Source organism: Edaphobacter flagellatus (genome assembly GCF_025264665.1).
Lineage (GTDB): Bacteria > Acidobacteriota > Terriglobia > Terriglobales > Acidobacteriaceae > Edaphobacter > Edaphobacter flagellatus.
In genome coordinates this window covers 2,135,223-2,160,947 of record NZ_CP073697.1, presented here as the reverse complement: position 1 = coordinate 2,160,947, position 25,725 = coordinate 2,135,223, and the positions used below count along the sequence as shown (strand labels likewise).

Sequence of the window (25,725 nt, the reverse complement as noted above, 5' to 3'; positions counted from 1 at the left end):
GATAGAACAATGAGGATGATTGCGTATACCGCAATACGAACGCGCTGTGTTTTTCGGGTTGGTTTAATAAAAACAGGCATATTGGGAGAACAATCGCTCCAAAGTTATCACGACGCTAGGAGACGAGTGCGCTCTTTGTGTCCAGCGATTCGAGCAGCTCGCGGGTTTCGCGGAGGACGTCTTCGGATTTGGCGCTGGTGAGCGGCCAGCGGAGGACGCCTTGCGGGGTGAATTGTGCTCCTCGCTTGGTGTTGCGGCTGACGAGGCGCATCAGCACGCCGGGGTCGACACTGTTGAGCGCTGCGGCCTCGCCTTCGCGGTCGGCGAACTTGATGTTCAGCATCTCGACGAAGGTCTTCTGCTTGTTCAGTTCGAGCTGGGTGCGTTTGCGGTCGATCTGCGCGATGCCGAGCTGTTGGGCAAGAAGGCGAATCTCTCCAGCGGCGAGGAGGTTGGTGACGGATTCGGGCGGTTCGCCGTAACGGTCTTTCAATTCCGCGCGAATCTCTTCGAGTTCGGGCAGGACCTCGGCCCCGGCGATCTTCTTGTACATGCGCAGGCGCTGGTTTTCTTCGGGGATGTAGTCGGCGTCGATGCGCACGCTGATGCCGAGGTTGACGGAGGTATCGGCGTGCGCGGGTTTGTCCTCTTCGCCTTTGATCTTGCGCACGGCCTCTTCGAGCATGGAGGTGTACATCTCGAAGCCGATGGCCTCGATGTGGCCGGATTGCTCGCCGCCGAGCATGTTGCCTGCGCCGCGCAGCTCGAGGTCGAGCGCTGCGATCTTAAAGCCAGCGCCGAGGTCGGAGAATTCTTTCAGTGCGGCGAGGCGGCGGCGCGCGATCTCGGTCAGCTCCTGCTCAGGCGGGATGAGAAGGTAGGCGTAGGCACGGCGATTGCTGCGGCCGACGCGTCCGCGGAGCTGGTAGAGCTCAGAGAGGCCGTGGCGGTCGGCGCGGTTGATGATGATGGTGTTGGCGAGCGGGATGTCGAGGCCATTCTCGATGATCGAGGTGGCGACGAGGACGTCGTACTCGTGGTTCATGAAGGCGAGCATTACGCGCTCCAGCTCGGCCTCAGGTAGCTGGCCGTGGCCGACGACGATGCGGGCCTGCGGGACGAGCTCGCGGATCTTTGCGGCGAGGTCGTAGATCGTCTCGACGCGGTTGTGCACGAAGTAGGCCTGGCCGCCGCGCTCGAGCTCGACCTCGATGGCGGTGCGGATGAGCTTCTCGTCGAACTTGGCGACGATGGTCTGGATGGCCATGCGGTCTTTGGGCGGCGTCTCGATCACGCTCATATCGCGCAGGCCGATCAGCGACATGTGCAGCGTGCGCGGAATTGGTGTGGCCGACATGGAGAGCACGTCGATGGCGGTGCGCATGTGCTTCAGGCGCTCTTTGTGGCGCACGCCGAAGCGCTGCTCTTCGTCGACGACGAGCAGGCCGAGATCCTGGAACTTGAGGTCTTTGGAGAGCAGGCGGTGCGTGCCGATGAGGATGTCGATCTTGCCGTCGGCGGCCTTTTCGAGAATCTCCTTCTGCTCTTTGGCGGTGCGGAAGCGCGAGATCATCTCGATGGAGACGGGGAAGTTGGCGAAGCGGCGTTTGAAGGATTCGTAGTGCTGGAAGCTGAGCACCGTGGTCGGCGTGAGGACGGCGACCTGCTTGGAGTCCTGCACAGCCTTGAAGGCGGCGCGCATGGCAACCTCAGTTTTGCCGTAACCGACGTCGCCGCAGAGGAGGCGGTCCATGGGCTGCGTGGATTCCATGTCGTGCTTGATGTCGGCGATGGCGTTGAGCTGGTCGTCGGTCTCGTTGAAGTCGAAGGCGTCTTCGAATTCGCGCTGCATGTTGGTGTCGGGCGAGAAGGGCGTGCCCTGCGTGGCTTCGCGCTGCGCGTAGAGTTTGAGCAGCTCGGCCGCCATGTCGGCCATGGCTTTTTTGACGCGGGCCTTGGTCTTCTGCCAGCTTTGCGAGCCGAGCTTGTTGAGCTGCGGCGCGGGGCCGGTCTCGGTGGAGCGGTACTTCTGGATGAGGTCGAGGCGCGTGAGCGGGACGTAAAGCTTCGCTTCGTCGGCGAACTCGAGGATCATCAGCTCGAGCGGAGGCTGGCCGTTTTCTTCGATGACGCGCAGGCCCATGTAGCGGGCGATGCCGTGTTCGACGTGGACGACGTAGTCGCCGACGGTGAGATCGCGGAAGTCGGAGATGAAGGCGGCGGCCTTGGACTTGGCGCGGCGCACGGGACGCGCGGTGACGTCGGCTTCGTCGGAGAGATCCTGCGCGCCGAAGATGATGATCTGGCTGGCGGAGGTCTTGTCGAGGTCGAGAATCTGCACGCCGGCGGCGATGGCGGTTTTGACGATGACGGGCGTGCGCAGGTCGCCGGCGAGGTAGCTGGATTCGGAGTAGACGGTCTCGGAGCTGTGCTGGTCGGTGCGTGAGCCGAGACGATAGGGGATGTGGTACTCCTGCAGCAGACCGGCGAGGCGCTCGACCTCGCCCTGGTTGGGCGCGGTGAGCAGGATGCGCGCGTCCTGCCGCATCAGCGATTGCAGCGCCTCGATCATCGCGGGGATTGCGCCGTGGAAGCGCTGCGTGGGGCGCGTGGAGAACTCGATCTCAGAGAGCTCGTTGCGTTCGGCGTCGAGGACATCGACGGCTCCGAGCTGGTCGAGGTCGCAACCGGTGGTGCGGCGCAGGCGGTCTTCGAGGTCCCACGGCGAGAGATAGATGTCCTCGGGTCGCACGAGCGAGCCGATGCCGGAGCGATCGTGGCGCTGCTCGACTTTATTCCACCAGCGCTCGCTCTGATTTTTGACCATGGCGGGCTCTTCGACGAAGACACGTGTTGATGTGCCGAGTAGATCGAGCAGAGTGTGGGTGGCTCCGGCGACGGGCGCGAAGAACTCCCAGCCGGGAAAGACGGTGGCCTCGCCGGTGCGTGTGGCGACGTGTGTCTGTAGCTCGGCTGGCTCTTCGCCGCCTTCGAGCGCTGCGCCTGCGGAGCCGGCACGCGTGAGGCGTGCGTTGATGGCTCCGAGAAGTTTTTCGGTGACGGGTGTTTCGGTGAGCGGCAGCAGCAGGGTGTGGCTGAGCGAGGAACTGGAGCGCTGCGTCTCGGGATCGAAGCGGCGGATGGATTCGATCTCATCGCCGAAGAAGTCGATGCGTACCGGTGAGTCCTGCTCGGGCGAGTAGGCGTCGATGATGCCACCGCGGATGGTGACCTGGCCGGGCATCTCGACGACATCGACTTTGGTATAGCCGACGGAGAGCAGGTGCTCGACCAGCATCTCGGGGATGTGCTCTTCGCCAACGTGGAGGTGGAGCGCGAGCGCGGCGTAGTAGTCGCGGGCGAAGAGGCGCATGCAGGCCGATTCGATGGGCGCGATGATGAGCCGCGGCGTACCGGTCTTTGCGGTGCAAATCTTCCAGAGCGCGGCGGCGCGGGTTTCCTGAATTTCGGAGTGGGGCGAAAGATTTTCGAAGGGGAGGACGTCGTGCGCGGGCAGGCGCAGGACCTGTGCGGGATCGAGCGCGCCGGTCAGCTCGCAGGCTTCGATGACGGCAGCGTGGAGGGCCTCGGCGGATTTGTTGTCGGAGACGACGATCAGCGATGGGGCCTGCGCGGCACGGACAAAGTAGGGCAGGTACAGCGCGCGGGCTGTGGCGGTGAGCCCGGAGACACGACGGCGCCCCGATCCGGCGCTCAGATGGCGTCGCACACGCTCGAAGGCTTCAGTATGTTCCAGCTCCGCGAGCAGCTCGCGGACAAACGGCAGAACCATGCTGTCTTTAATTTTAGTGGAAGTGCGGTCAGCCAAAGTTACAGGAAGAGGAGTATTATCTCCGCCGCCGCATTTTTCGCGGTGCTGCCCGAGCGTTATCGGGCCGAGCGAACGATCTCGGACAGCAGGTCTCATGCGGAGGTGGAAGCAATGAGCGTCTGGACGAAAGGCATCGTCATCGCACTGGTCACTGTGCTCCCGCTCCTCGAGGGATGTACTCGTCACTCGAAGAGCGAGCACTACTATCTGGTCACCGTCAATGTGGATCTTCCGTACTGGAAGACGGCGTACGAAGGCTTTCAAAAGGCTGCGGCAGAGTATGGGGTGACCGCCGATCTGCGGGGGCCGAACAAGTTCGACCCGCAGGGAGAGGTCCAGGAGTTTCGTTCTGTGGTTGCCTCGAAGCCTGCGGGCATTCTGGTGTCGGTCACGAACTCTTCGCTGCTGGCTCCAGAGATTGATGCTGCGATCGCGGCGGGAATCCCGGTGATCACGATGGATTCGGACGCGCCGGAGAGCAAGCGGCTGTACTTCATCGGCACCAACAATCTGCAGGCCGGGCGGCTCGGCGGCCAGCGTGTTGCAGCGCAGCTGAACGGCAAGGGCAATGTTGTCTTCTTCACGATGCCCGGGCAGCCGAATCTGGACGAACGGCTGAAGGGATATAAGGATGTCCTCTCCGGCTATCCGGGGATTAAGGTGGTTGAGGTCTTCGATATGAAGGGCGACTCCGGCGTAGCGATGGATAAGGCGCAGGAGTACCTGGCGCGCAAGGGCAACGACCGGATCGACGCGCTGATCTGCCTGCAGTCGTCGGCGGGCAAGGATGTCGGCGAGGCGGTGCGCCGTGCCAAGGCGGACGGCGATCCGGGTCGTCTGCTGGTTGCCATGGATACGGATGTGGCCACGCTGCAGCTGATCAAGGATGGGATTATCGACTCGACGATCTCGCAGAAACCGTACACGATGGCCTATGTCGGGCTGAAGGCGATCGACAATGTGCACCACTACCCAATGAAGACGGCTGGGGGGACGGACTACAGCCTCGACCCCTTCTCGCCGTTCCCGGCATTTGTGGATACGGGCGTCTCGCTGGTGGACAAGAGCAATCTCGCCAGCATTCTTGAGCGTAAGGAGGCGGCGGGCGGGTCGCAGTAATCGCGCACTGGCAGCTTGGTAGAATCAAAGGTGACCATGTCCACTGCCGCTACAGCGCTTTCGCCCGAGATTCTTGCCAAGTACCAGCCCGTGATCGGGCTTGAGGTCCACGTCCAGCTGCTGACGAAGACCAAGGCCTTCTGCGGGTGCGTGAACCAGTACGGCGGCGAGCCGAATACGCACACGTGCCCCACCTGCCTGGGGCTTCCGGGCGCGTTGCCGGTGCTGAATCGCCAGGCCGTGGAATATGCGGTGCTGGCCGCCAAGGCGATCAATTGCGAGATTCGCGAGACCAGCGTGTTTTCGCGCAAGAACTATTTCTACCCGGACTCGCCCAAGGCCTATCAGATTTCGCAGTTCGACAAGCCTGTCGCCGAGCATGGCTGGATCGATGTGCCGTCGTTCGATGAGAGCGGTGCGCCCATCACCAAGCGCATCGGCATCACGCGCCTGCACATGGAAGAGGACGCGGGCAAGAGCCTGCACGACGGTTTTGCCGATTCGCTGAACCGCAGCTACATCGACCTGAACCGCTGCGGCACGCCGCTGGTGGAGATTGTCTCGGAGCCGGACCTGCGTACGCCGGACGAGGTCTTCGAGTACCTGACGCGGCTGAAGGAGATTCTGCTGTACACCGGCGTGAGCGACTGCAACATGGAGGAAGGCTCGCTGCGTTGCGATGCCAACGTGAGCGTGATGCTGAAGGGCGCCAAGCAGTTCGGCACCAAAGCCGAGGTGAAGAACGTCAACAGCTTTCGCTACATTCGCGCGGCGGTGCAATACGAGATCGAGCGCCAGATCGGCGTGATTGAAGACGGCGGCCGCGTGGTGCAGGAGTCGCGTCTGTGGAACTCCAGTGAGGGCCGCACCTACTCGATGCGCTCGAAAGAGCAGGCGCACGATTACCGCTACTTCCCGGAGCCTGATCTTCCGCCGCTGGTTGTTGGAGCCGAGTGGCAGAAGGAGATCTTCGCGCGCATGCCGGAGCTTCCTGAGGCTCGTCGCGCGCGCATGATCGCCGCCTACGACATCAGCGAGCAGGACGCGGCGACGCTGACCGCGACGCAAAGCTTCGCGGACAGCTTTGAGACGGCGGCGAAGAAGGCGAAGTCTCCCAAGCGTGTTGCTGCGCTGCTGACGACGGAGCTGACGATGCGTCTTCGCCTGAAAGAGCTGGAGCTGGCGCAGTCGCCGGTCAGTCTCGATGGCGTCGTGATGGCAGCCGATCTTCTGGAGGCAGGCACGATCAGCTCGAAGCAGTTGAAACAGCTGCTCGACACTGCGTTTGAGAATAATGAGGACTTCCCGGCGGTCTACGAGCGCGAGAAGCCGCAACAGATCTCCGACGCCGGAGCGATCGAGAAGATGATCGACGAGGTGATTGCTGCGAATCCCAAGCAGGTTGAGCAGTACAAAGGCGGCAAAAAGACCGTCTCCGCGTTCTTCGTGGGCCAGGTGATGAAGTTGTCTAAAGGACAGGCTAACCCGGCGCTTCTTAACGAACTTGTAGCCAGGAAACTGGACGCTCAGTAGCCGGTTCCTGCTGTGTCTAACATTGCACGACGGGGACCTTCCCCAAGCGTGTTATGTCGTCTTTCTGCCTGCGATTGCTACCATCGGACGCATACGATTCTGCATCGAAGGAATTCATGACTCAGAAAATTCGCAAAGCCGTCTTCCCCGCGGCGGGCCTCGGCACCCGCTTTCTCCCCGCAACCAAGGCCACTCCTAAGGAGATGTTGTGCCTGGTGGACAAGCCGCTGATCCAGTACGGCGTCGAAGAGGCCGTGGCAGCGGGCTGCACCGAGATCATCATCGTTACGGGTCGTGGCAAGACCACGATGGAGGACCACTTCGACAAGTCCTTCGAGCTGGAGGCCACGCTGGCGGCCAAGAATAAGACGGCACTGCTTGAGATTGCGCGCTCGGTTTCGAAGCTGGCCAAGATCACGTACACGCGCCAGTCGGAGCCGCTTGGCCTGGGGCACGCTGTGCTGCAGGCGAAAGAGATTGTCGGCAACGAACCTTTCTGTGTGATTCTGCCCGACGACATTGTCGACGCCAAGGTGGCGTGCATGAAGCAGATGGTGCAGGCGTTCGAAGAGACGGGCTCATCGATTCTCGGTTCTGAGGTTGTCGAAGGCGCGGCGATCTCGGCCTACGGCTGCCTCGCTGTTACGCCCGATGCGAAAAATCCGCGGCTGCTTGCGGTGCACGACATGGTCGAGAAGCCGAAGGCAGAAGAGGCTCCGTCGCAGAACGCTATCATCGGCCGCTACATTTTGACGCCGCGCATCTTCGAGATGCTCGAGACAATTACGCCGGGCGCAGGCGGCGAGCTGCAGCTGACGGACGGCATCAAGGCCCTGCTGAAGTATGAGAAGGTCTACGGCTTCACCTACGAGGGCAAGCGCCACGATGCCGGCGACAAACTGGGCTTCCTGAAAGCTACGGTTGAGTTCGGGTTGAAGCACGACAAACTGGGTTCGGATTTCAGGGCTTGGCTGAAGCAGTTTCCGCTGTAACGTAGATCAGTGTCTTACATCTGTTCGACTTGTGGATCAACACATGACGGCCCACCCTATGTCTGGGGTGTGCCGTCACCTGACGCATGGGCGGAGCTTTCCCCAGAAGAGCAAAACGAACGTGGAGAGTGTAGCTCTGACCAGTGCGTCATAGATGATGAACAATTCTTCGTTATTGGGCGTATCGAAATACCCGTAAGCGGTAGTACAGAACCTTTCGCATGGCTCGCGTGGGTTGAGGTTGGTGTCGATGACTTTGTCGATATTCGACAAAAATGGTTTATTGAAGGCCGTGAGACCACACCCGCTTATGCAGGACGCCTTGCTAATAAGCTTCCAACTTATTCTCAGTCGACATTGGGTCTGCAAGTGAATCTGATAACGAATCCGCTCCCCAATAGACCTAGCATCCATCTTGTAGATGAACACGCTATTCGCGACGAGCAAGCGAAAGGGATTACTGAACATCGAGTTGCACAGATCGCAAGTTTGTTCAGGCACTAACACGATCAGCAGATGTCGGGTGCTCCATTTCATGCAGTCTCATCGCATGGATAGGACATTCGAGCGCAGCTCGAACCGTTCCTCACTTCTGCCTCATCCTCTGTAGTTCAGATTCAATTAAAATGTGGAGAATGAAAGCCTTCAACGAGCAAAGCGCTATTCAATTTCTCAAGGACGTTCGCAAACCTTTACTTTCGCTGCATAAGTCGATTCTCGATCATGAGCGTGCAACGTACGAGAAGACGGTCGGGCCGATCACGCCAGCGGCATTTCTGCAGCAGTTGATCAGCGGAGCAGATTTTCGCTGGATTGCGCCGCTGTCGACGGCCATCGCGAACATCGATGATCTGCTTGAGGATGAGAAGGTCACCGCCGAGGAGAAGATCGCAGGGGCACAGGCGATTGCTTCGCTGTTGGTCGAGGACGCGCCGGATAACGCCTTTCGGCAGCATTATCTGCCGCTGCTGCAGGAGAGCCCGGACATCCTGCATGAGCATGGCAAAGTCGTTCAGGCATTGCGTGATATCGAGTAGAGCGAACGGTTTGAGAGGATCTCGAATCTTTCACCGTTCGTCGATCATCGAACTATTCGTACACTAATTCGGAGTCTCCATGCCCTCACTCTTCGATCCCATTCAAGTCGGCGCCTTCACGCTTCCTAACCGCATCTTTATGGCGCCGCTTACGCGGCTGCGCGGCACGCCCGACCATGTTCCCACGCCGATCATGGCGGAGTACTATACGCAGCGCGCATCGGCAGGGCTGATTATCTCGGAGGGCATTCCGATTGATCCATTGGGAGTGGGTTATCCCAACGTGCCTGGCCTGTGGTCGCAGCAGCAGGTCGAGGCATGGAAGCCGATCACAAAGGCCGTTCACAATGCGGGTGGCCGCATCTTTGCGCAGATATGGCATGTCGGCCGCATCTCGCACCCTGCGCTGCTGAATGGACAGACACCGGTTGCTCCGTCACCGATTGCGGCTCCGGGTAATGTCAATGTGTTGCGTCCGGCGCGTCCGTTCGTGACGCCGCGTCCCCTGGAGCTTTCTGAGATCAAGGCTGTTGTTGAGGCCTTCCGCCACGGCGCGGAGAATGCGCAGGCTGCGGGCTTCGATGGTGTTGAGCTGCACGGGGCCAATGGCTATCTGCTCGACCAGTTTTTGCAGGACGGCACCAACCAGCGCACGGATGAGTATGGCGGCTCCATCGAGAACCGCGCGCGTCTGCTGTTGGAAGCAACGGACGCTGCGATCTCTGTCTGGGGGGCTGACCGTGTCGGTATGCATCTGGCGCCGCGTGGCGGAGCACATGGCATTTCGGACTCAAACCCCTCGGCTGTCTTTGGCTACGTCGCTACAGAGCTGGGCAAGCGTAAGCTCGCCTTTATCGTCGCGCGTGAGCGGGTCGCCGCAGACTCGATCGGTCCTGACCTGAAGCAGCTGTTCGGCGGTGTTTTCGTCGCGAATGAAGCTTTGACGCAACAGACCGGACAGCAGTTGCTGAATGAAGGCAAAGCGGACGCCGTGGCGTATGGCAAGCTCTTCATCGCGAACCCTGATCTGGTAGCTCGCTTCCGTCGTGCGAGCGAACTGAATCAGCCCGTGCCGGAGACCTTCTACACACACACGCCGCAGGGGTATATCGACTATCCCACGCTATCGCTTTAATTTTTTGTGGTGATACTTCACGCGTAAAAGATTTTTGGCATCTCACTGTGGGGCTTACTAAATAAACCCCACAGGGGAGGACCCATGCCGGAGAAGGCACAATCGAAGAAGTCAATGACTCGAAAAAGACTGGTTGAGTTGCTGAATGAGGATCTCGAGCGCGAATACCAGGCCATCATTGCTTACGTGAACTATTCGCAGGTACTCAAAGGCGCTGCTTACATGAACATTGCCGGCGAGCTTGAGGTGCACGCTAAAGAGGAGCTGAGCCACGCATTGAAGCTGAGCTACTGGATCGACTTGCTTGGCGGGATGCCGGCCGTGCAGCCAAAGAAGGTCAAGACCAGCGAGAAGGCCGAGGAGATGCTTCGCTTCGATCTGGAGAACGAGAAGGAGACGATTCGCAACTATCGCCGTCGCGTCAAGCAGGCCGAGCAATTAGATGAATTCGCGCTCGGCGAAGATCTGCGCGAGATCCTTCGTGATGAGCAGGATCACTTGAATGCATTGGCGACAGCGCTTGGCATTGATACCCCCGATCCGGGCATCGCCAACTGAATCGAACGCGGAAACAACAAAGACGCAGATCGTTATGATCTGCGTCTTTGTTGCGTTTGTATGCTGTACTCGTAAGCAATCTAAAACGTAAACGCCACACCCAATGTGAACCGGTCCTTGATGAACTTCTTCTCCGGTCCCACGCGGATGACAGTGGTTGTATAGGTCTCGTCGAGAGCATTGGGGTCGTAATCTTCGTAGCTGTTGGCGATGATGTCCGGATTTTTAGACCAGGTCTCACGCCAGTCAGCACGCAACATCATGCGTGGAGTGATTCTGTACTTCACGCCTGCCCCGTACTGCAGACCGATGTGGAAGATGCCGCCTCCATCGAGCGGAGGTGTATTGCCGAAGTCGAAGGCGGCCTTCAGCAGACCGATGTTTTTCAGGCCCAGCGTATATACGCCTGCCGGTTTCTTCAACGGAGCGCCGTTCAGCGCGATCAGTTGGAGCACCGGACCAACCGCAACGTATGGACGTATGCGCGATGTGGGCCGCGTTGGATGGATCAACAGGTTGTACTCGAACTGGCGTGTAACCAGGCCGATGCGGTCTGTCTCCAGATCGCTGTCGTCGAGGATAGTATTTTGATTCGCCGGCAGCGTAGAGTTGACTGAACCGAGCTCGTACTTCACCTGCTGACGAAAGTAGGAGAACTCATTGGAGAAGTGCCGCCAGCTGTTTACCGTCACCGATCCGCCTGCAGCCCATCCATCTCCAACGTTATCGGCGAGAAACAGAAAGTAAGCGTCTTTATTGGGGTCGGACGATTCCTCGAGGACTCCTACTGCCGAAAGATAACTCGACCGCATGTGTACGTAGCCCGCTTCAAGCGCGAACTCGTACTTCGGCGGGTCCCACTTGTGATCTTCCTTAGCTTTGTTGATCGCAGCCAGGTCTTCAGGCGCGGGCGTGATACCCAGCCCTCCCCCTCCAGTTCTGCGCTGGAGGCCGGGATTGCTGCCGAAGCCGCGATATTCTGCGCCGGAGGCGTCGGTCTTGCGCCATGCGCCGGTGTCGGGTGGAAGCTCACTGGAACTGCGCAGAAAATCGCGTACCTTGAAGCCGCCTGCAATGCCCTGATAGATCAGGTTGCCACGATAGAGTCCGTTGCGGATGGAAAGCGAAGTGTTGCGCGTGCCGCGTTCTACGACGTTGGCCCGCAGTGCGGGTGTCTCCGGTGTGGTGCGTGGATTGTCGCAGCTGCTGATGTGGACGACGGCAGCCTCGCCATCGGTCAGCAGGCGATCGCCGGTGGAGTTGTAGGCATCGCGCGGGACCCACGGCCGCTCGACCATGTCGAGGCTCTCGACGCAGCCGGTGAACATCAGGTCGTTGACCACCTTGGAGCGCTCGTTGTCGATGTGCTGGTCGATCACGTGGATGAAGGTCTTCTGCTTGCGTGAGAAGGCGATGCCGATGTCCTGCGTTGAGGAGGATGTCAGCACCGTTTCGCCGTCGTACTTCTCCTCTGTGGGGAAGACGCGCAGATGGTGACGCGACGAAAAGGTGTTCGTCGTTTTGCTGAGCGTGAAGATGGGCGGAAGCTCGTCGAGCAGCAGCACGGACATCGGGGCTTGCGTGTAGGTCTGGTTGCCGGTCAGTGTCTTGACGGTGCGGAATGTCGAGGCAGCGTGCAGATCGTCCGTCGGCAGCCAGCCTGCGGCAGCAAAGGCACGTTGCAAACCGGCTGCAGGGCCGATGAAGACGAGGTTTGTGATGTCGGAGACTTTATTGGAGCCCTTCGTTCGCGTGCGGAAGGGAAGCGTCTTGACGAAGGCTTGCAGCCGCTCGCGTTCCGCTGCATCGCCTGCCATCGTCTTGACGGAGGACTCGTAGACGGTCGAAGTGATCAGCGGTCTGGTGTTCTCCAGAAAAGAAGCTCGGTGCCGCCCGGATAAAGGATCTCGGATTCGGCAAAGCCAAGCACCGCAGGCCCCGATGCAGAGGCGAAGATGTAAGCGACGGGATCGATGCCAGCAAAAGAGAGCACGCCGTTTTCAACCGAGTTGCCGATGGTTGCCGTCGAACGGATGCCCTGAATCTTGCCCTTGTCGGTGACCTTCTCCTGCGCATTCTCCACCTCGAAGACGCGCGCGTCCAGGTCGAGCGTGTGTCCGTCAGGCGTCGTTACATGCGTCCAGTGAATGGTGAGCGAGGCGGTCTCGTGCTTGAATCCCCAGCCGACGCTGTCGGCTTGTGTCACCTTGCCTTCGAAGTCGGAGCCTGAGGGGATCAGAATCTCTCCATTGACGACGACGGGCGTGATGGAGACAGCCTTCACGGTGTCGCCTTCGTGCGTGGTGCGCGAGGAGAGCGGCTGCGTGAGACGAACGCCAAAGCGCTGTCCTGCGGGAACACCTTTGACCGACGACAGCGAGATGATCGGCACGGCATACGTAGCCGTCTCGCCGGAGAGCTGCAGCGTCGTACCGTCGGTGCGCCAGCTGCCCTTTCGTATGCTGCCATCCTTCAGCTCGACGATTGTCTGTCCGTTGGGGAAGACCTGTAGATATTTCGGCGCTGTCTGCCCGGTGTTGGGCGGTGTGAAGATGGCGTGCAGCTCGGTGCCGAGCAGAGCGCCGAGCTTTGCTGTCTTCGGTTCTCCGGCTTGTGCGTAGGTCAGCGTTGCGTCTTCCGGATTTGCATCCTTGTGAAATGCGGGTGAGCTGGCGTCCTCGAGCCAGCCGGGAATCGCCTGATCGTCGCCGACGATGGTGAGCGGCGTTCCTGCGGATGGCACCGAGCCGGTCAACGCGAAGGCCCAGCGATCGTCGGTGGAGATGGTTTCGACGACGCTGCCGGAGGTGAAGGGGATCGCTCCTAATATGCGTCGTCGTCCACTGTCGAGATCGTAGTAGCGCAGGCTGTACTGTTTCGGCTTGCCGTGCTTTGCGGGCTCGAGCACAAGGATCAGCGCGCTCTGCTCGCCACGAACGCGCCATGCGGCGACAGCGTGCGGCGCGATGCCGCGAGGTTTGCCTTTCTTTTGTCCGGGTATTTGCGCCTCGCCGTCTTCGTGGCCGGGCTTCCGCACGATGGTGATCTCAGGCCTGGTTGCAGCAGACTTCGTCTGTTGCGCGCAGGCTGGCGCGACGGTCAACAAACCGAGCAGCATCCATGAAGCGCCTTGAAGGATGCGTCCGTTCACCATGCAGGGGAGAACCTGCCAACCAACTCTCATCTGGCCTCTTGACTGCAATTTTTTTAGGACGAAGACGAAGGGCCCGGCCTTCTGGCAGTCAGGATAACAGCCCGGGATGCGAAGGCATGCCGGAGTTGGCGAGGATTATGCCTTGCCGCGCATCTTCGCTGCCCACCAGCGCGTGCCGACGAGGAGGAAGCGCCAGTCTTTGAAGAATTCCGGCGGCTTGCCTTCGACAGCGTGTCCGATAAACTGCAGCGTCCAGCCGAGGACAAAGAGTGCAACGGCCCACAAGAGCAAACTATGCCAGAAGATGGATGCGATGAAGAGCGCCAGCGAGAGCACGATCATCGGGATGCCGAAGGTGTGCGTCAGCCGGTTCAGCGGATGCTGATGGCTCTTGGAATACTCCGCAATCCAGCTTTCCCAGGTGCGTCCGCCGAGCATGGCGGGAATCTTAACTCCTGCTGCTGTGAGATGCCAAGAGAGCAGGAAAGAAAAAACGCCGCGGACCGTTCGTGCGATCCGCGGCGGTGAATTGCCTTACGCGGCTACCTTCTGAACGAAGAGTCCGGAGAAGGCGCTGCGTACGCTGTAGAAGACAGTGGCCCAGAGAAGCGTCACGAAGATCGCCATGCCGAGTCCCTGCGGTGCGAGGAAGGAGTGGAAGCAGAGGATGTTCACAATGACCGGTCCCAGCAGCACCAGGGCCAGCGGTACATAACGGTTCGCCAGCAGGAGCAGTCCGCCTGCGAGCTGCAGCAGGAAGATGATGACGAAGTAATGCGACATGAACAGTGCTGCCATGTACTGGCCCGCAAGTCCTGGAGGCGGAGGCGTTGGAATAAAGTGCAGGAATCCGTTGGCTCCGAAGATAGTAAAGACCAGGCCCAGCAAAACTCTTGCAATGATTGTTGCGATCTTCATGGGTCGTTCTCCGAATGAGATTGTGTTGGATTATGCAGCGAGCGTTTTGACCTTCTCGAGCACAGGTTTGAGGAAGACGTTGCGATCGACGACACCTTGCAGCACCTGCGCGGCTCCGCTTGCGGTGACGATCTGAATGTCGGTGATGCCGAGGAATCCGAGAACGGCGCGCAGATACGGCTCGACGAAGTTCAGTCCGCCCGCAGGTGTTCCGGCCTCGTAAACACCTCCGGTGGAGATGAGCAGGGTTGCCTTCTTGTTCTTCAGCAGGCCTTCGGGGCCGTTGGCTCCGTAGGAGAAGGTTTTACCGCGGCGGGCGATCTGGTCGATCCAGAGCTTAAGGGTCGAGGGGATGCTGAAGTTGTGCATGGCGACGCCGATGACGATCTCGTCGGCCTGCTCGAGTTCGGCGATCAACTCGTCGGAGACGGCGAGAATCTGATTCTGCTCCGGCGTGCGGGCTTCCTCGGGTGTATAGGCGGCGGCGATCCAGGCCTGATCGATGGGCTTGGGGGTGGCGATGGAGAGATTGCGAGCGATGATGCGTCCGGTTGGTTGCCTGGTCTGCCAGGTGTTGGCAAATTCACGGGTCAGTTCGCGGCTGATCGAGCTGTCGAGGGGACTGGAATCGAGGTGAAGAAGGGTCGGCATCGGAGATCTCCTTGAGTATTGCTGTACGACAAAGGATGGTTAAGCAACTTATGTCGTATACCAGAGATAAGACGACAACCGTCGTTCTGACGATTCTTTTTCTCTTTGGTAGCCTCTAATAGAGGGTGAGGCGAAAATCCAGTGACTCAGAAGCCGATCTCAGACTGTGAAGTACGTGATCCTCGGATACGCAGAACACGCCAGGCGCTTCAGGGAGCGCTGAGCGAATTGATGCGCTCGACGAGTTTCGACACGATCTCCGTGCAGGACATTACGGACCTTGCGGGCGTGAACCGCGCCACGTTTTACGACCACTACACGGACAAGTTTTCCTTGCTGGACGCGATGGTTGCGGGCGGCTTCCACAAGATGCTGGCCGAGCGGAACGTCCTGTTTGACGGCACGTGCCCGATGGCGGCAAGGGCGATTATTCTGGCGACCTGCGATTATCTGATGCAGAGCCATCATGAGGCTTCCAGCTGCGTGAACAGCGCATTTGAGCCGCTGATGGATGCGGGCGTTGTTGCGGCGATCCGCCGGACGCTGCTGCACGGCATGCAGGGCAAGTCCGCGCCGGAGGGTTTGACGACGGAGATTGTGGCGACTGCAGCCGCGTGGTCGATCTATGGTGCAGCGAAGCAGTGGCTGCAGACGCCGGAACGTGTTCCGCCATCCGAAATTGTTGAGCCGATCCTGAAGTTGGTTTTCCCGATTCTGTATTCCGGTGTTGGCGGTTCGACGGGGGAGCATATCGAGGAGTCGATGGTGGCTCAGTAAGCCCCTCCCCCTGTGTTTTTCGTAAAAGCTTTATTTTGTTTTGATTGTGCGATTTGCACAGGCTAAAATATTCATTTGATATGGTTTAGGCATCAAAATATTGATTTATAAAGAGTTAGCCCCGGTCCTTTGAACCGGGGCTTTTTTGTTTGCTGATTTAAGTGTAGCGAAGTGAGGGGAACTCATCGGCAGATTTTTGTGGGTTTATTTGCTTTGGAATGAGGGAGTTGTGATTTTTGGGGGCTTGACAAAGTTTTCGCTCCAGTTGGCTGGGGTCGTTGCGCCTTCAGCTTCACTCCGGCCTTCGGCAGAGCGGCGGCCGCTTCGCGGCGGCTGGATTGAGAGGGCCAAGCCTGAAGGCTTGGCGGACCTAGAGGCGGCTCGCGCCTTGCGCGCGTGCCGGGACGCCCCGCCCATGGCGCTATGAAGCTGCGCCATGAGTGAGGGATCCGCTTTTGATGGCTAGGCGCACCCAGCGTTTTCGCTCCAGTTGGCTGGGGTCGTTGCGCCTTCGGCTTCACTCCGGCCTTCGGCAGAGCGGTGGCCGCTTCGCGGCGGTTTTATTTCGAGGGCCAAGCCTGAAGGCTTGGCGTACCGAGAGGCGTTCGTGGCTCGCATGCGGAGAAGAAGCCCTTGGGCTGAGGGCTTGGGTTTGGCCGGGAAGCGGTTCGCGCAGGTGCGCGAATGGCCCATCCATGCCGCGCCGAAGTTGGGCCATGAGTGGAGCACCTGTTTTTTGTGGCTGGGCGCCCAGCGGCTGCCTTAGATGGTCGGGTGCAATTGGACCGAAAACGGGGTGAGTTGAATCTTTATCTTGATGTCAAGCATCTTTATATCGAGACATGACGACACAACGACAAGACGGAACTGATTTGAGCGGGATTCACCTTTGGCTTTTGCTTTGGAAGGCCTCGCGGGCGGTTGAGGCGCATTCGAGCCGATCGATTGCCCGGTTTGAGATGGGTACGAGCGACTTCGGCGTTCTGGAGGCTCTGCTGCATAAAGGGCCGCTTACGGTGAAGCAGATTGGCGAGAAGGTTCTGCTGACGAGCGGGTCGATGACGACGGCGGTGGACCGGCTGGAGAGGCGCGGGCTGGTGGCTCGTTGCGACGATCCGACCGACCGGCGCGCGAAGATTATCCGGCTGACGGACGCGGGGCAGGAGTTGATCTCGCGGGCTTTTGCGGAGCATCGCGCTGCGATGGAGCAGGCGGTGGAGGGTTTCAGCGAGGCGGATCGCGCGGAGCTGATGCCTCTGTTGCGAAGGCTGGGTAAGGCGGCTGCGGGGAATTTGTAGGGTGCCTGGAGATGAGGTGGCTGGGATGCGAAATGCGGGGGTTCCTCGACTCGGCTGCGCCTCGCTCGGAATGACACCTCCTTAGGGCTCGCTCGAATCACAGCGGGTTGGAAGCAAGACAGTTTTTGAACGCAGTACAACGCAATGGATGAACTGGCGCCGATGGGCGCCGAAGGGAGCAATGACAATGACGACCGCAACGACAACGACACAGAAGAAGGTTCTTGGAACGTATGGCGCGGGATCGCACCACTGGGTGGGCGATGGATTTCCGGTTCGCAACCTTTTTCCTTCAAACGGATTGCAGGTGGAGGTGAGCCCGTTCCTGATGCTGGACTATGCGGGGCCGCAGTACTTCACGCCTTCGGAGAAGCGTCGTGGTGTGGGGGAGCATCCGCACAGGGGCTTTGAGACGGTGACGATTGCTTACCAGGGTTCGGTGGGTCATCGCGATTCGGCGGGCAATGCGGGCGTGATCGCTCCAGGCGACGTGCAGTGGATGACGGCGGCTTCGGGTGTGCTGCATGAGGAGCTGCATGAGGCTGAGTTTTCGAAGGCGGGAGGCGTCTTCGAGATGATTCAGCTGTGGGTGAACCTGCCGGCGAAGGACAAGATGTCGAAGCCTGGATATCAGACGATCACGAAGGAGCAGATTCCTGTGATTGCGCTGCCGGGCGGAGGCCATGTCCGTGTGATCGCTGGCGAGTTCGATGGAAAGAAGGGACCGGCGAAGACGTTTACTGCCGTCAACCTTTGGGACGTGATTCTGAAGGCGGGCGAGAAGGTCGAGCTGACGGTTCCGGAAGGACACAACACGGCGGTGGTGCTGCGCAAGGGCGACGCGACGGTGAACGGTTCGGCGAAGCTGAAGGGCGAGGCACAGATTGCGGTGCTGGCGCAGGAGGGCAACACGGTGGTGATCGAGGCGAAGGAAGACTCGCAGCTTGTGTTGCTGAGCGGCGAGCCGATCAACGAGCCGATTGCGAGCTATGGTCCTTTCGTGATGAACACGCGCGAGGAGATCCTGCAGGCAGTGAGCGATCTGAAGGCTGGCAAGTTCGGTCAGCTGTAAGATGCAGCAGGTAGCGAGGCTGGCCTCCCGATGTTTCGGGAGGCCATTTCTTTTTAAGTGACGAAGTGTAGTTGACGGCTAGTTTTCTTAGGCATAGATTTTCTAGGTATATGAAATCTACACCTAAATCGACGATGCAGGCTGGGGCGCTGGCGATGCTGATTCTGCGGGTGCTGCGGTCGGGGCCGCTGCATGGGTACGCCATTGCGCAGAGGATCCATGTGCTTTCGAAGGAAGTGCTGGAGGTGGAAGAGGGCTCGCTGTATCCGGCGCTGCAGAAGATTCTGCTGAAGGGATGGGCGAGCGCGGAGTGGGGGATCTCGGAGACGAACCGGAAGGTGCGTTTCTATCGTCTGACGGCGGCTGGACGCAAGCAGCTGGAGGCGGAGCTGGAGGACTACGATCGTCTGACCGAGGCGATCAAGGCGGTTCTGCGGACGGCATAGGAGGCGGCGATGGGCGAGATGTGGCGGAGAGTGTGGTACCTGCTGAATCGCAGACGGATGCAGGAGTCGCTGCGGGAAGAGATGGAGTTTCACCGTGAGATGGCGGAGCGTGCGGGCGCGGAGCGGAGGATGTTCGGCAACGCAGATGCTCTGGGGGAGCAGGCGCGCGAGGCGTGGGGATGGACGTGGATCGACAGGCTGGCGCAGGACATACGCTTTGGAGTGAGGACGCTGATGCGCTCGCCGGGATTCACGCTGGCTGCAGTGCTGGTGCTGGCGGTAGGGATCGGCGTGAATGTCGCGGCGTTTGGCGTGTTCAACATGTTTGTGCTGAAGCCGCTGCCGGTGCGGGATCCGGATACGCTGGTGCGGTTGCAGCGGAGCGCGCCGGGAAGCTTTGCTTCGAATGTGGCGTATCCGTCGATTGAGTTTTATCGCAATCATGCGAAGACGCTGAGCGCGGTGCTGGCGAGCACGGACCGCGAGGTGGTGCTGGAGAACGAGAGCAAGCTGGTGCGCACGCGGTTTGTGACGGGGAACTTCTTTCGCGAGCTGGGTGCAGAGACGGGGATTGGCCGTGCGATCGATGCGCAGCGCGACGAGCGTAAGGGCGCAGAGCCGGTGGTGATGCTGAGCCATACGTTCTGGGAGGAGCGGTACGGCAGCGATCCGGCGGTGGTGGGCAGCGTGGTGCATTTGAATCACAAGGCGGCGACGGTGATCGGTGTGGCTCCGCGAAACTTCAGCGGGCTGGGTTTGCCGCGCGAGCCTGCGTTCTGGGTGCCGCTGGTGCAGCAACCGTACTTCGTGGAAGGAAGCACCGTGCTGACGGATACGTCGCTGGGCGGCATGGTGGATCTGTGGGCTCGGTTGCGGAAGGGTGTGTCGCCGAAGGCGGCGGAGCAGGAGCTGACTGCTCTGACGAATGATCTGCGCAGGCAGTCGCCGGATTCGGTGTGGAAGGACGAGAGGATTGTCAGCTCGCCGGGAGGTTATCTGCAGACGGTGCGCAAGGACGATGTGCCGATGATCAGCCTGGTAGCGGTGCTGGTGCTGCTGATTCTGACGGTGGCGTGCAGCAATCTTGGAGGGCTGTTGCTGGCTCGCGGCGTGACGCGGGGACATGAGATTTCGATACGGTTTGCGCTGGGGGCGAGCCGCGGAAGGATTGTGCGGCAGCTGTTTACGGAGAGTCTGCTGCTGGCGGCGATGTCGGCTGTGGCTGGAATGGGGCTGGGATACGTGTGCCTGAAGGCGTTTCTGGCGAAGGTGGATGCGGCGCCGTGGCTGGACCCTGCTCCGGATTGGCGAGTGGCTGCGTTTGCCGGTGGGGTGGGATTGGTTGCGGCGATTGTGTTTGGGCTGGCGCCTGCGCTGCAGCTTACGGCGAAGCGGAAGAGCGGCACGCGTGCGCGGCAGGTACTGGTGATGGCGCAGATTGCGGCAAGCTGTGTGCTGTTGATTGTGGCCGGGCTGCTGGTGCGGGCGCTGCGGTATGCGATGTCAACCGATCCGGGCTATGACTACGAACATGTGCTGGTGGTCGATCCGGACCTGGCGGTGCATGGGTATTCGGCGGCGGCGGCGAAGAGCTATCTCGATGTGGTGCAGGCGAGGCTGCGGCAGCTGCCGGGGGTGACGTCGGTGGGTCTGACGTCGATGGCTCCGCTGGGGCACAAGAATGTAACGGCGATGGTGGGGTACCGGTTCAGCATTTATATGAGCCGCGTGGAGCCGGGGTTTTTCGAGACGATGGGGATCGCGCGGCTGAGCGGGCGCGATGTACAGCGGGGCGATACGGACGAGGTGGTGGTGAGCGAGTCGCTGACGCGACAGATGTGGCCGGGTGAGGCTCCGCTGGGCAAGCAGTTTCTGCTGGAGCCGTCGGATCCGACTTCGAGGAAGTTCACCGTGATGGGCGTGGTGGCGAATGCGCGCACGATGTCGATGCATGACCCGGATGCGACGGAGATGTATCAGATGAGCGATGACGCATCGTTGCCGCACATGGTGGTGCTGGTGCGGACGCAGGGCAGGCCGGAGGACATTGCTGCCGGGGCGAGGGCGATTGCCGCAGGTGTGGATGCGGGCCTGTTCCCCAACGTGCGTCTGTTGAGCGATGCGTTCCATGATGAAGTGGGAACGGTGGAGAAGGGCGCAACGATCGCGAGCCTGATGGGTGGATCGGCGGTGCTGCTGGCGGCGATAGGATTGGTGGGGCTGGTAGCGTATGCGGTATCGCAGAAGACGAAGGAGATTGCGATTCGGCTGGCGCTGGGTGCGAAGAAGACGCATGTGATTGCTGCGATGCTGCAGCAGTTTGTGGGGCCGGTGGCACTGGGGTTGATTGCCGGAGCAGGACTGGCGGCTGCGGCGTCGCAACTGTTGCGGCGGATTCTGTATGGCGTGAGCGGGCTTGATCCGCTGAGCTATGCCGGTGCGATTGGATTGCTCGCGGCCATTGCGGCGCTGGCTGCCATCTGGCCTGCGCGAAAGGCGCTGCGGATCGACCCGATGCAGGTTTTGCGGCACGAGTAGTGCCGTGATTTTAGAGAGGAAGATATCGCAGAGACACGGCGCGATTGTCGGTGTGTCTCTGCGATGGGTTGGATACTGCATTGCGGACTCAGGCACTGAAGTAGCGTGGGTGGTCGATGTCGGCGATGAGGCCGCGTTGTGTTGGATGCCATCCCAACTGCTGTTGCGTGTGCGCGCTGGAGGCGGGAGCATCAATGGCTGCGAAGTGCGTGAACCATTCGAAATATTCGGCGGCCTCTTCAGGCGATTTGCTGAGGACGGGAAGGTTCAGGCGGCGGCCGATGACCTCGGCGATATCGCGGAAGGGGACGCCTTCATCGGCAATGGCGTGATAGCTGAATTCGGGAACGCCTTTTTCCAGGATGAGACGGTAAAGGCGTGCGGTATCGAGCCGGTGCACGGCAGGCCAGCGATTTTTTCCTTCGCCGATGTAAGCGGCGGCTCCCTTCTGGCGGGCGAAGCTGATCAGACGCGGCACAAAGCCGTGGTCGCCATCGCCGTGGACCGAAGGGGGAAGGCGAACGACGGCGGTATGCACACCGCGCTGGCGCAGTGCGGCGGCTGCGGTCTCAGAGACACGAGGGAATGGCGATGGCGTTGGTGGATTGTCTTTTTCGGTTGCGAGACGGCCGGGTGCGAGAAGCGCTGTGCCGGAAGTGACGATCAGGGGACGTTCGGAGCCCTGAAGTGCGGAGCCGAGTGCTTCGATGGCACGCCCGTCGAGGGCACAATTTTCTGCGAAGTTTGAGAAGTCGTGGTTGAAGGCGGTGTGAATGACGGCATCGGCGGCGGCTGCTCCGGTGCGGAGACTTTCGAGATCGTTGAGGTCGCCGCGATGGACCTGCGCTCCTGTGGCGGCGAGAGATTGGGCTCCGGCATCGGAGCGGGCGAGGCCGAGCACCTGATGGCCGGCGTCGATAAGCTCCTGCACGATGGCTGAACCGACAAAGCCTGTTGCACCTGTAACGAAGACACGCATCCTTGTTTCTCCTTGGCAGCACTTTCCATGATGATGGCCGCGTTTGCGGCTGTGCTATTCGTCAGATTGATTTTGGAGCGATACGATCTATCGTTAGAGTCCGTATTTTCTTCGCAATCGTCCGAGGAAGATTGCGGGAGGTTTCCCAATGGATCCGCTGTCTGATGTGCTGTCGTTGCTGAAGCCTCGCAGTTATATGTCTGGCGGCATCGATGCGGGTGGGGCATGGTCGATCCGGTTCGACAGGCATACCGGTATCAAGTGCTATGCGGTGGTTTCCGGTGGATGCTGGCTTTCGGTGGATGGCATTGCCGACCCGGTGCGTCTGACGGCGGGCGATTGTTTTCTGCTGCCGCGAGGGCGGCCGTTCAGCCTGGCGAGCGATCCGTCGCTCACGCCTGTCGACGTGCGCAGCGCCATTCAACTGCCGCTGAATGGCAGCATTGCTACGTGCAATGGCGGCGGAGGTTGTTTTACGGTCGGCGGGCACTATGCCTTCACGGGCGATCATGCCGATATGCTGCTGGGTGTGTTGCCGCCGATTGTGCACATCAGGAAAGAGTCGGACAAGGAGGCGATGCGCTGGTCGATCGAAAGAATGATGCAGGAGCTGCGCGAGGGCCAGCCGGGCGGCTTTCTGGTGGCGCAGCATCTTGCTTATCTGATGCTGGTGCAGGCGCTGCGTCTGCATCTGACGGAGGGATCGGGCGTGGGGTGGCTGTTTGCGCTGGCCGACAAGCAGATGCGTGCGGCGATCCACGCGATGCATGACGACCCGGCGCATCGCTGGACGCTGCAGACGCTGGCGGAGAGGGCGGGCATGTCGCGTTCGATTTTTGCGCAGAAGTTCAAGGAGATGGTGGGCATGTCGCCGATGGAGTATCTGACGCACTGGCGGATGCTGCGCGCGGGAGACAGGCTGGAGAACTCGGCGGATTCGATTTCAGCGATTGCGCTGTCGCTTGGGTATGAGTCGGAGAGCGCGTTCGGCACGGCGTTCAAACGGGTGATGGGCTGCTCGCCGCGGCAGTATGGCCGTAAGCGAAGGCAGGGTCCTGTTTCAGAGGGCGTGAACGGGATTGTTCACGTGAGCCTGCTGGAGTAGCGTAAGCGGGAGGCCGCTCACGGCTGGTTTGCCGGGGTGAGATCAGCTTCCGCTGCTGGTGACGAAGATCTGCTCGGGCTTGGCGGCGATGACGCGGTAGAGGGCAAACTGTCGCCCGCTTTGGCCGCGCAGCTCGAAGAGGAGGCTGGCGCGGTTGCTGGCTTCGACATCGACGGCGTCGACGAGACGCATCCAGGGGGTGCGGTCGAGATGGGCGGCGTCGGTGACGGAGGCGAGCGCAACCTGGAGCTGGCCGAGGGCGTCGGCCTGGGCGACGATGGTGACGTAGCGCATGACGGAGCCGGTCTCGACGGTATGGGCTGAGTAGACGTAGGTGGGCGCTCCACCGTAGCTGAGGAGGTAGCCTTTGAGCTGCTCGTCGGCGAGAGTAACAGGAGGCGCGGCTTTTGTTGCTGCGGCTGCGCGATGCTTCGCTGCGGTCGTGCTGGTTTTTGTGCCCGCGGATTTTGCAGGGGCGGTGGTTGCGGCTGGTGATGTTGCGGGTGGTGGCGCGATGTTGCCGAGTGTGTCGTCGGTGGGGATGCCGCGCTTCAATTTCGGCGGCCCGGAGCCTTCGATGCTGGTACCGGTCTTTGCTGTGGTGGGGAGCGTGGTTGTGCCGCCGACGGTGGTGTTTCCTGCGATGGCGGTTGGCGGCGTGGTGCCGGGGACGATGCCGTAGGCGGCAAGTTTGGCGCGGGCGAAGGACTGCATTTTGGTGAGGATGGCGGCGCGCTCGGCGTCGTCTTCCCAGGGGCGTGCAAAGGGATGCGGGTCACGGTTTTTGGCGTCGGAGACGGCGACCATCTGCTTCATGCCGGGGGGGACGCCGAGGAGTTTGGGCAGGTCGTCGGTGTCGTGGGCGGCGTTGTTGCGGCTGAGGCGCGGACGGTCGGGGTCGTCGTTGAGCGAACCGGTGGAGATGACGCTGGCGGTCTCGTTCTTCTTTTTCTGCTTATCGTTTTTGGCGTCTTCGGGAGAGCGGCGACGGAGGGTGGGCCGCTCGGCCTTGTCATCGTCGTCGCTGGTGGTGGTCGTCGTCGATGTTGTGGTGGTTGACGGCGAGGGGGCGGAGGTGTCGTCGCTGGACGTGCGGCGGCGCATGGTGGGCCGGTCGGTGTCCGCGGTTTTCTGATCGGTGTTTTTCTGATCGGCTGTGGTATCGGCTGGTTTACTGTCGGTCTTGTTATCGGTCTTGGCGCTGCCGCCTGAACTCGTGATGGTGGAGAGTGTTTTGGATGGCTTGAGGGCCGCGGCTTTTTTCTCGGGGGCGGGCGGCTTGTAGCTGCCGTAGGCGGTCCAGCCCTGGATGAAGGGAGCGGCGGGGGCGCCATCGATCTGAGTGGTGTTGAGTGCGGACTCAAGCTCGAGGGTGCCCTTGGGGAGCCCGGCGTCTTCGAGCTCGTAGATGTTGCCGTTGACGAGGGCGAAGGGGATGGGGCGGGGCATGTAGATGCCGGCGTCCTGGATCTCGCCGTCGATGAAGACGGTGACGGGGACGAAGCGGATAGCGGTGGGTTTGGCGAGGTCGCCGGTCCACTCGTAAACGCCGACGGCACGGACGACGTTTTCGGGCTTGGTGACTTTATGCATCTGGGCAGAGATAGAGGGAGCCCAGGAAAGAACAAAACCAAGTACGGCAGTGAAGAGAGGTTTTTTCATACGCGTCATGAGTTTAGACGTAGTTGGCGGGCGTTACGCCGCGCTTCCCTGAAGGGAACACGAAGCGCCGGGGAGAAGTTGCCGTTATGCCCTAGTATGACAAGTGGATGCTTGTTGCGGCGGACCAGCTTCGGATTGCGTTTGATGGAAGACCGGCGGTGGACGGGATCTCGTTTGCGATCGGCGAGGGCGAGACGCTGGGGCTGGTGGGGGAATCGGGGTCGGGCAAGTCGCTGACATCGCTGGCATTGTTGCGGTTGCTGCCGCCGGGGGCAACGGTGGAGGGCAGCCTGCGATTTGCGGATGAGGACCTGCTGACCTTGCCGGAAGATGCGATGCGGCGACATCGCGGACGGAACATGGCGATGATCTTTCAGGAGCCGATGACGGCGTTGAATCCGGTGATGCCAGTGGGTACGCAGATTGCCGAAGCGGTGACGGCACATCATCCGCGGATGCCGCGTGCGGAGGTACGGGAGCGCGTGGTGGCGGCGATGAACGATGTAGCGCTGCCTTCTCCGGAGAAGCGATTCGGGGATTATCCGCATCAGTTTTCGGGGGGGCAGCGGCAGCGCATCATGATTGCGATGGCGATTGTGAACCGTCCGCGGCTGCTGATTGCCGATGAGCCGACGACGGCGCTGGATGTGACGGTGCAGGCGCAGATTCTGGCGTTGCTGCGCAGGCTGCGCGAGTCGCACAACCTGGCGATGCTGTTTATCTCGCACGATCTCGCTGTAGTGAGCCAGGTAGCGAACCGGGTGGCGGTGATGCAGCATGGGCGCATTGTGGAGCAGGGCTCGGCGCAGGCGCTGTTCTGCGCGCCGCAGCATGCGTACACGCGGAGGCTGCTGGCTTCGGCTCCAACGATGGAGACGGACAGGACGAGGCCGCTGGCGACGCTGAACGAATAGTCGGG

At 60.6% G+C, this 25,725-nt stretch carries 22 protein-coding genes; 14 read left to right on the top strand and 8 right to left on the bottom strand.

From position 1 onward, the window contains the following. Positions 1 to 115: 115 nt before the first annotated feature. Entirely contained in the window at positions 116 to 3,793 is a 3,678-nt protein-coding gene (gene mfd, locus KFE13_RS08960) for a transcription-repair coupling factor (protein WP_260706824.1), read from the bottom strand. Between the two features lie 150 nt (positions 3,794 to 3,943). On the opposite strand from mfd, the gene KFE13_RS08955 reads away from it, so the two are divergent. The 7 genes from KFE13_RS08955 to KFE13_RS08930 all read left to right on the top strand — a co-directional run bounded on the left by KFE13_RS08955 (position 3,944) and on the right by KFE13_RS08930 (position 10,206). Further along, on the top strand, positions 3,944 to 4,951 hold the full coding sequence (locus KFE13_RS08955; RefSeq protein WP_260706823.1) for a substrate-binding domain-containing protein: 1,008 nt from the start codon (positions 3,944 to 3,946) through the stop codon (positions 4,949 to 4,951). A gap of 36 nt (positions 4,952 to 4,987) precedes the next feature. Continuing rightward, positions 4,988 to 6,484, top strand: coding sequence for an Asp-tRNA(Asn)/Glu-tRNA(Gln) amidotransferase subunit GatB (gatB, locus tag KFE13_RS08950; protein ID WP_260706822.1), 1,497 nt, complete (start codon positions 4,988 to 4,990; stop codon positions 6,482 to 6,484). Positions 6,485 to 6,600: 116 nt separating this feature from the next. Further along, positions 6,601 to 7,476, top strand: a complete 876-nt coding sequence (galU, locus tag KFE13_RS08945) for a UTP--glucose-1-phosphate uridylyltransferase GalU (RefSeq protein WP_260706821.1) — start codon at positions 6,601 to 6,603, stop codon at positions 7,474 to 7,476. Between the two features lie 9 nt (positions 7,477 to 7,485). After that, positions 7,486 to 7,980, top strand: a complete 495-nt coding sequence (locus KFE13_RS18690) for a DUF2199 domain-containing protein (RefSeq protein WP_390891608.1) — start codon at positions 7,486 to 7,488, stop codon at positions 7,978 to 7,980. Positions 7,981 to 8,111: 131 nt separating this feature from the next. Next, positions 8,112 to 8,513, top strand: coding sequence for a hypothetical protein (locus KFE13_RS08940; RefSeq protein WP_260706820.1), 402 nt, complete (start codon positions 8,112 to 8,114; stop codon positions 8,511 to 8,513). A gap of 79 nt (positions 8,514 to 8,592) precedes the next feature. After that, entirely contained in the window at positions 8,593 to 9,648 is a 1,056-nt protein-coding gene (locus KFE13_RS08935; protein WP_260706819.1) for an alkene reductase, read from the top strand. A gap of 114 nt (positions 9,649 to 9,762) precedes the next feature. Then, positions 9,763 to 10,206: a ferritin-like domain-containing protein gene (locus tag KFE13_RS08930; protein ID WP_260706818.1), complete on the top strand. Its 444-nt coding sequence runs from the start codon at positions 9,763 to 9,765 to the stop codon at positions 10,204 to 10,206. An 80-nt stretch (positions 10,207 to 10,286) separates the two neighbouring features. Here KFE13_RS08930 and KFE13_RS08925 read toward each other — a convergent pair whose 3' ends face one another. The 5 genes from KFE13_RS08925 to KFE13_RS08905 form a co-directional block, all read right to left on the bottom strand. After that, complete coding sequence (locus KFE13_RS08925; protein WP_260706817.1) at positions 10,287 to 12,023, bottom strand: LssY C-terminal domain-containing protein; 1,737 nt, start codon at positions 12,021 to 12,023, stop codon at positions 10,287 to 10,289. Between the two features lie 35 nt (positions 12,024 to 12,058). After that, a complete protein-coding gene (locus tag KFE13_RS08920) occupies positions 12,059 to 13,390 on the bottom strand; it encodes a hypothetical protein (RefSeq protein ID WP_260706816.1) in 1,332 nt (443 codons plus the stop codon). Between the two features lie 105 nt (positions 13,391 to 13,495). Further along, a complete protein-coding gene (locus tag KFE13_RS08915; RefSeq protein ID WP_260706815.1) occupies positions 13,496 to 13,798 on the bottom strand; it encodes a DUF962 domain-containing protein in 303 nt (100 codons plus the stop codon). A 96-nt stretch (positions 13,799 to 13,894) separates the two neighbouring features. Further along, positions 13,895 to 14,278 carry a hypothetical protein gene (locus KFE13_RS08910; RefSeq protein ID WP_260706814.1) on the bottom strand — a complete coding sequence of 128 codons (384 nt, stop codon included), beginning with the start codon at positions 14,276 to 14,278 and terminating at the stop codon, positions 13,895 to 13,897. 30 nt (positions 14,279 to 14,308) lie between these two features. Next, positions 14,309 to 14,929: an FMN-dependent NADH-azoreductase gene (locus KFE13_RS08905; protein WP_260706813.1), complete on the bottom strand. Its 621-nt coding sequence runs from the start codon at positions 14,927 to 14,929 to the stop codon at positions 14,309 to 14,311. Between the two features lie 231 nt (positions 14,930 to 15,160). On the opposite strand from KFE13_RS08905, the gene KFE13_RS08900 reads away from it, so the two are divergent. The 5 genes from KFE13_RS08900 (at position 15,161) to KFE13_RS08880 (ending at position 21,060) form a co-directional block, all read left to right on the top strand. After that, complete coding sequence (locus KFE13_RS08900) at positions 15,161 to 15,706, top strand: TetR/AcrR family transcriptional regulator (protein ID WP_260706812.1); 546 nt, start codon at positions 15,161 to 15,163, stop codon at positions 15,704 to 15,706. 842 nt (positions 15,707 to 16,548) lie between these two features. After that, the gene (locus KFE13_RS08895) at positions 16,549 to 17,004 is read left to right on the top strand and encodes a MarR family winged helix-turn-helix transcriptional regulator (protein WP_260706811.1); all 456 of its coding nucleotides are present in this window, start codon (positions 16,549 to 16,551) and stop codon (positions 17,002 to 17,004) included. 181 nt (positions 17,005 to 17,185) lie between these two features. Continuing rightward, positions 17,186 to 18,076, top strand: a complete 891-nt coding sequence (locus KFE13_RS08890; protein ID WP_260706810.1) for a pirin family protein — start codon at positions 17,186 to 17,188, stop codon at positions 18,074 to 18,076. 110 nt (positions 18,077 to 18,186) lie between these two features. Next, positions 18,187 to 18,522, top strand: coding sequence for a PadR family transcriptional regulator (locus KFE13_RS08885; RefSeq protein ID WP_260706809.1), 336 nt, complete (start codon positions 18,187 to 18,189; stop codon positions 18,520 to 18,522). Between the two features lie 9 nt (positions 18,523 to 18,531). Next, the gene (locus tag KFE13_RS08880; protein ID WP_260706808.1) at positions 18,532 to 21,060 is read left to right on the top strand and encodes an ADOP family duplicated permease; all 2,529 of its coding nucleotides are present in this window, start codon (positions 18,532 to 18,534) and stop codon (positions 21,058 to 21,060) included. Between the two features lie 88 nt (positions 21,061 to 21,148). Here KFE13_RS08880 and KFE13_RS08875 read toward each other — a convergent pair whose 3' ends face one another. Further along, entirely contained in the window at positions 21,149 to 22,039 is an 891-nt protein-coding gene (locus KFE13_RS08875; protein WP_260706807.1) for an SDR family oxidoreductase, read from the bottom strand. Positions 22,040 to 22,187: 148 nt separating this feature from the next. Here KFE13_RS08875 and KFE13_RS08870 point away from each other — a divergent pair, with 148 nt between their 5' ends. After that, the gene (locus KFE13_RS08870; protein ID WP_260706806.1) at positions 22,188 to 23,144 is read left to right on the top strand and encodes an AraC family transcriptional regulator; all 957 of its coding nucleotides are present in this window, start codon (positions 22,188 to 22,190) and stop codon (positions 23,142 to 23,144) included. Between the two features lie 42 nt (positions 23,145 to 23,186). Here KFE13_RS08870 and KFE13_RS08865 read toward each other — a convergent pair whose 3' ends face one another. Next, positions 23,187 to 24,806, bottom strand: a complete 1,620-nt coding sequence (locus KFE13_RS08865; RefSeq protein WP_260706805.1) for a hypothetical protein — start codon at positions 24,804 to 24,806, stop codon at positions 23,187 to 23,189. A 107-nt stretch (positions 24,807 to 24,913) separates the two neighbouring features. Here KFE13_RS08865 and KFE13_RS08860 point away from each other — a divergent pair, with 107 nt between their 5' ends. Next, positions 24,914 to 25,720, top strand: coding sequence for an ABC transporter ATP-binding protein (locus KFE13_RS08860; RefSeq protein ID WP_260706804.1), 807 nt, complete (start codon positions 24,914 to 24,916; stop codon positions 25,718 to 25,720). Positions 25,721 to 25,725: the final 5 nt, after the last annotated feature.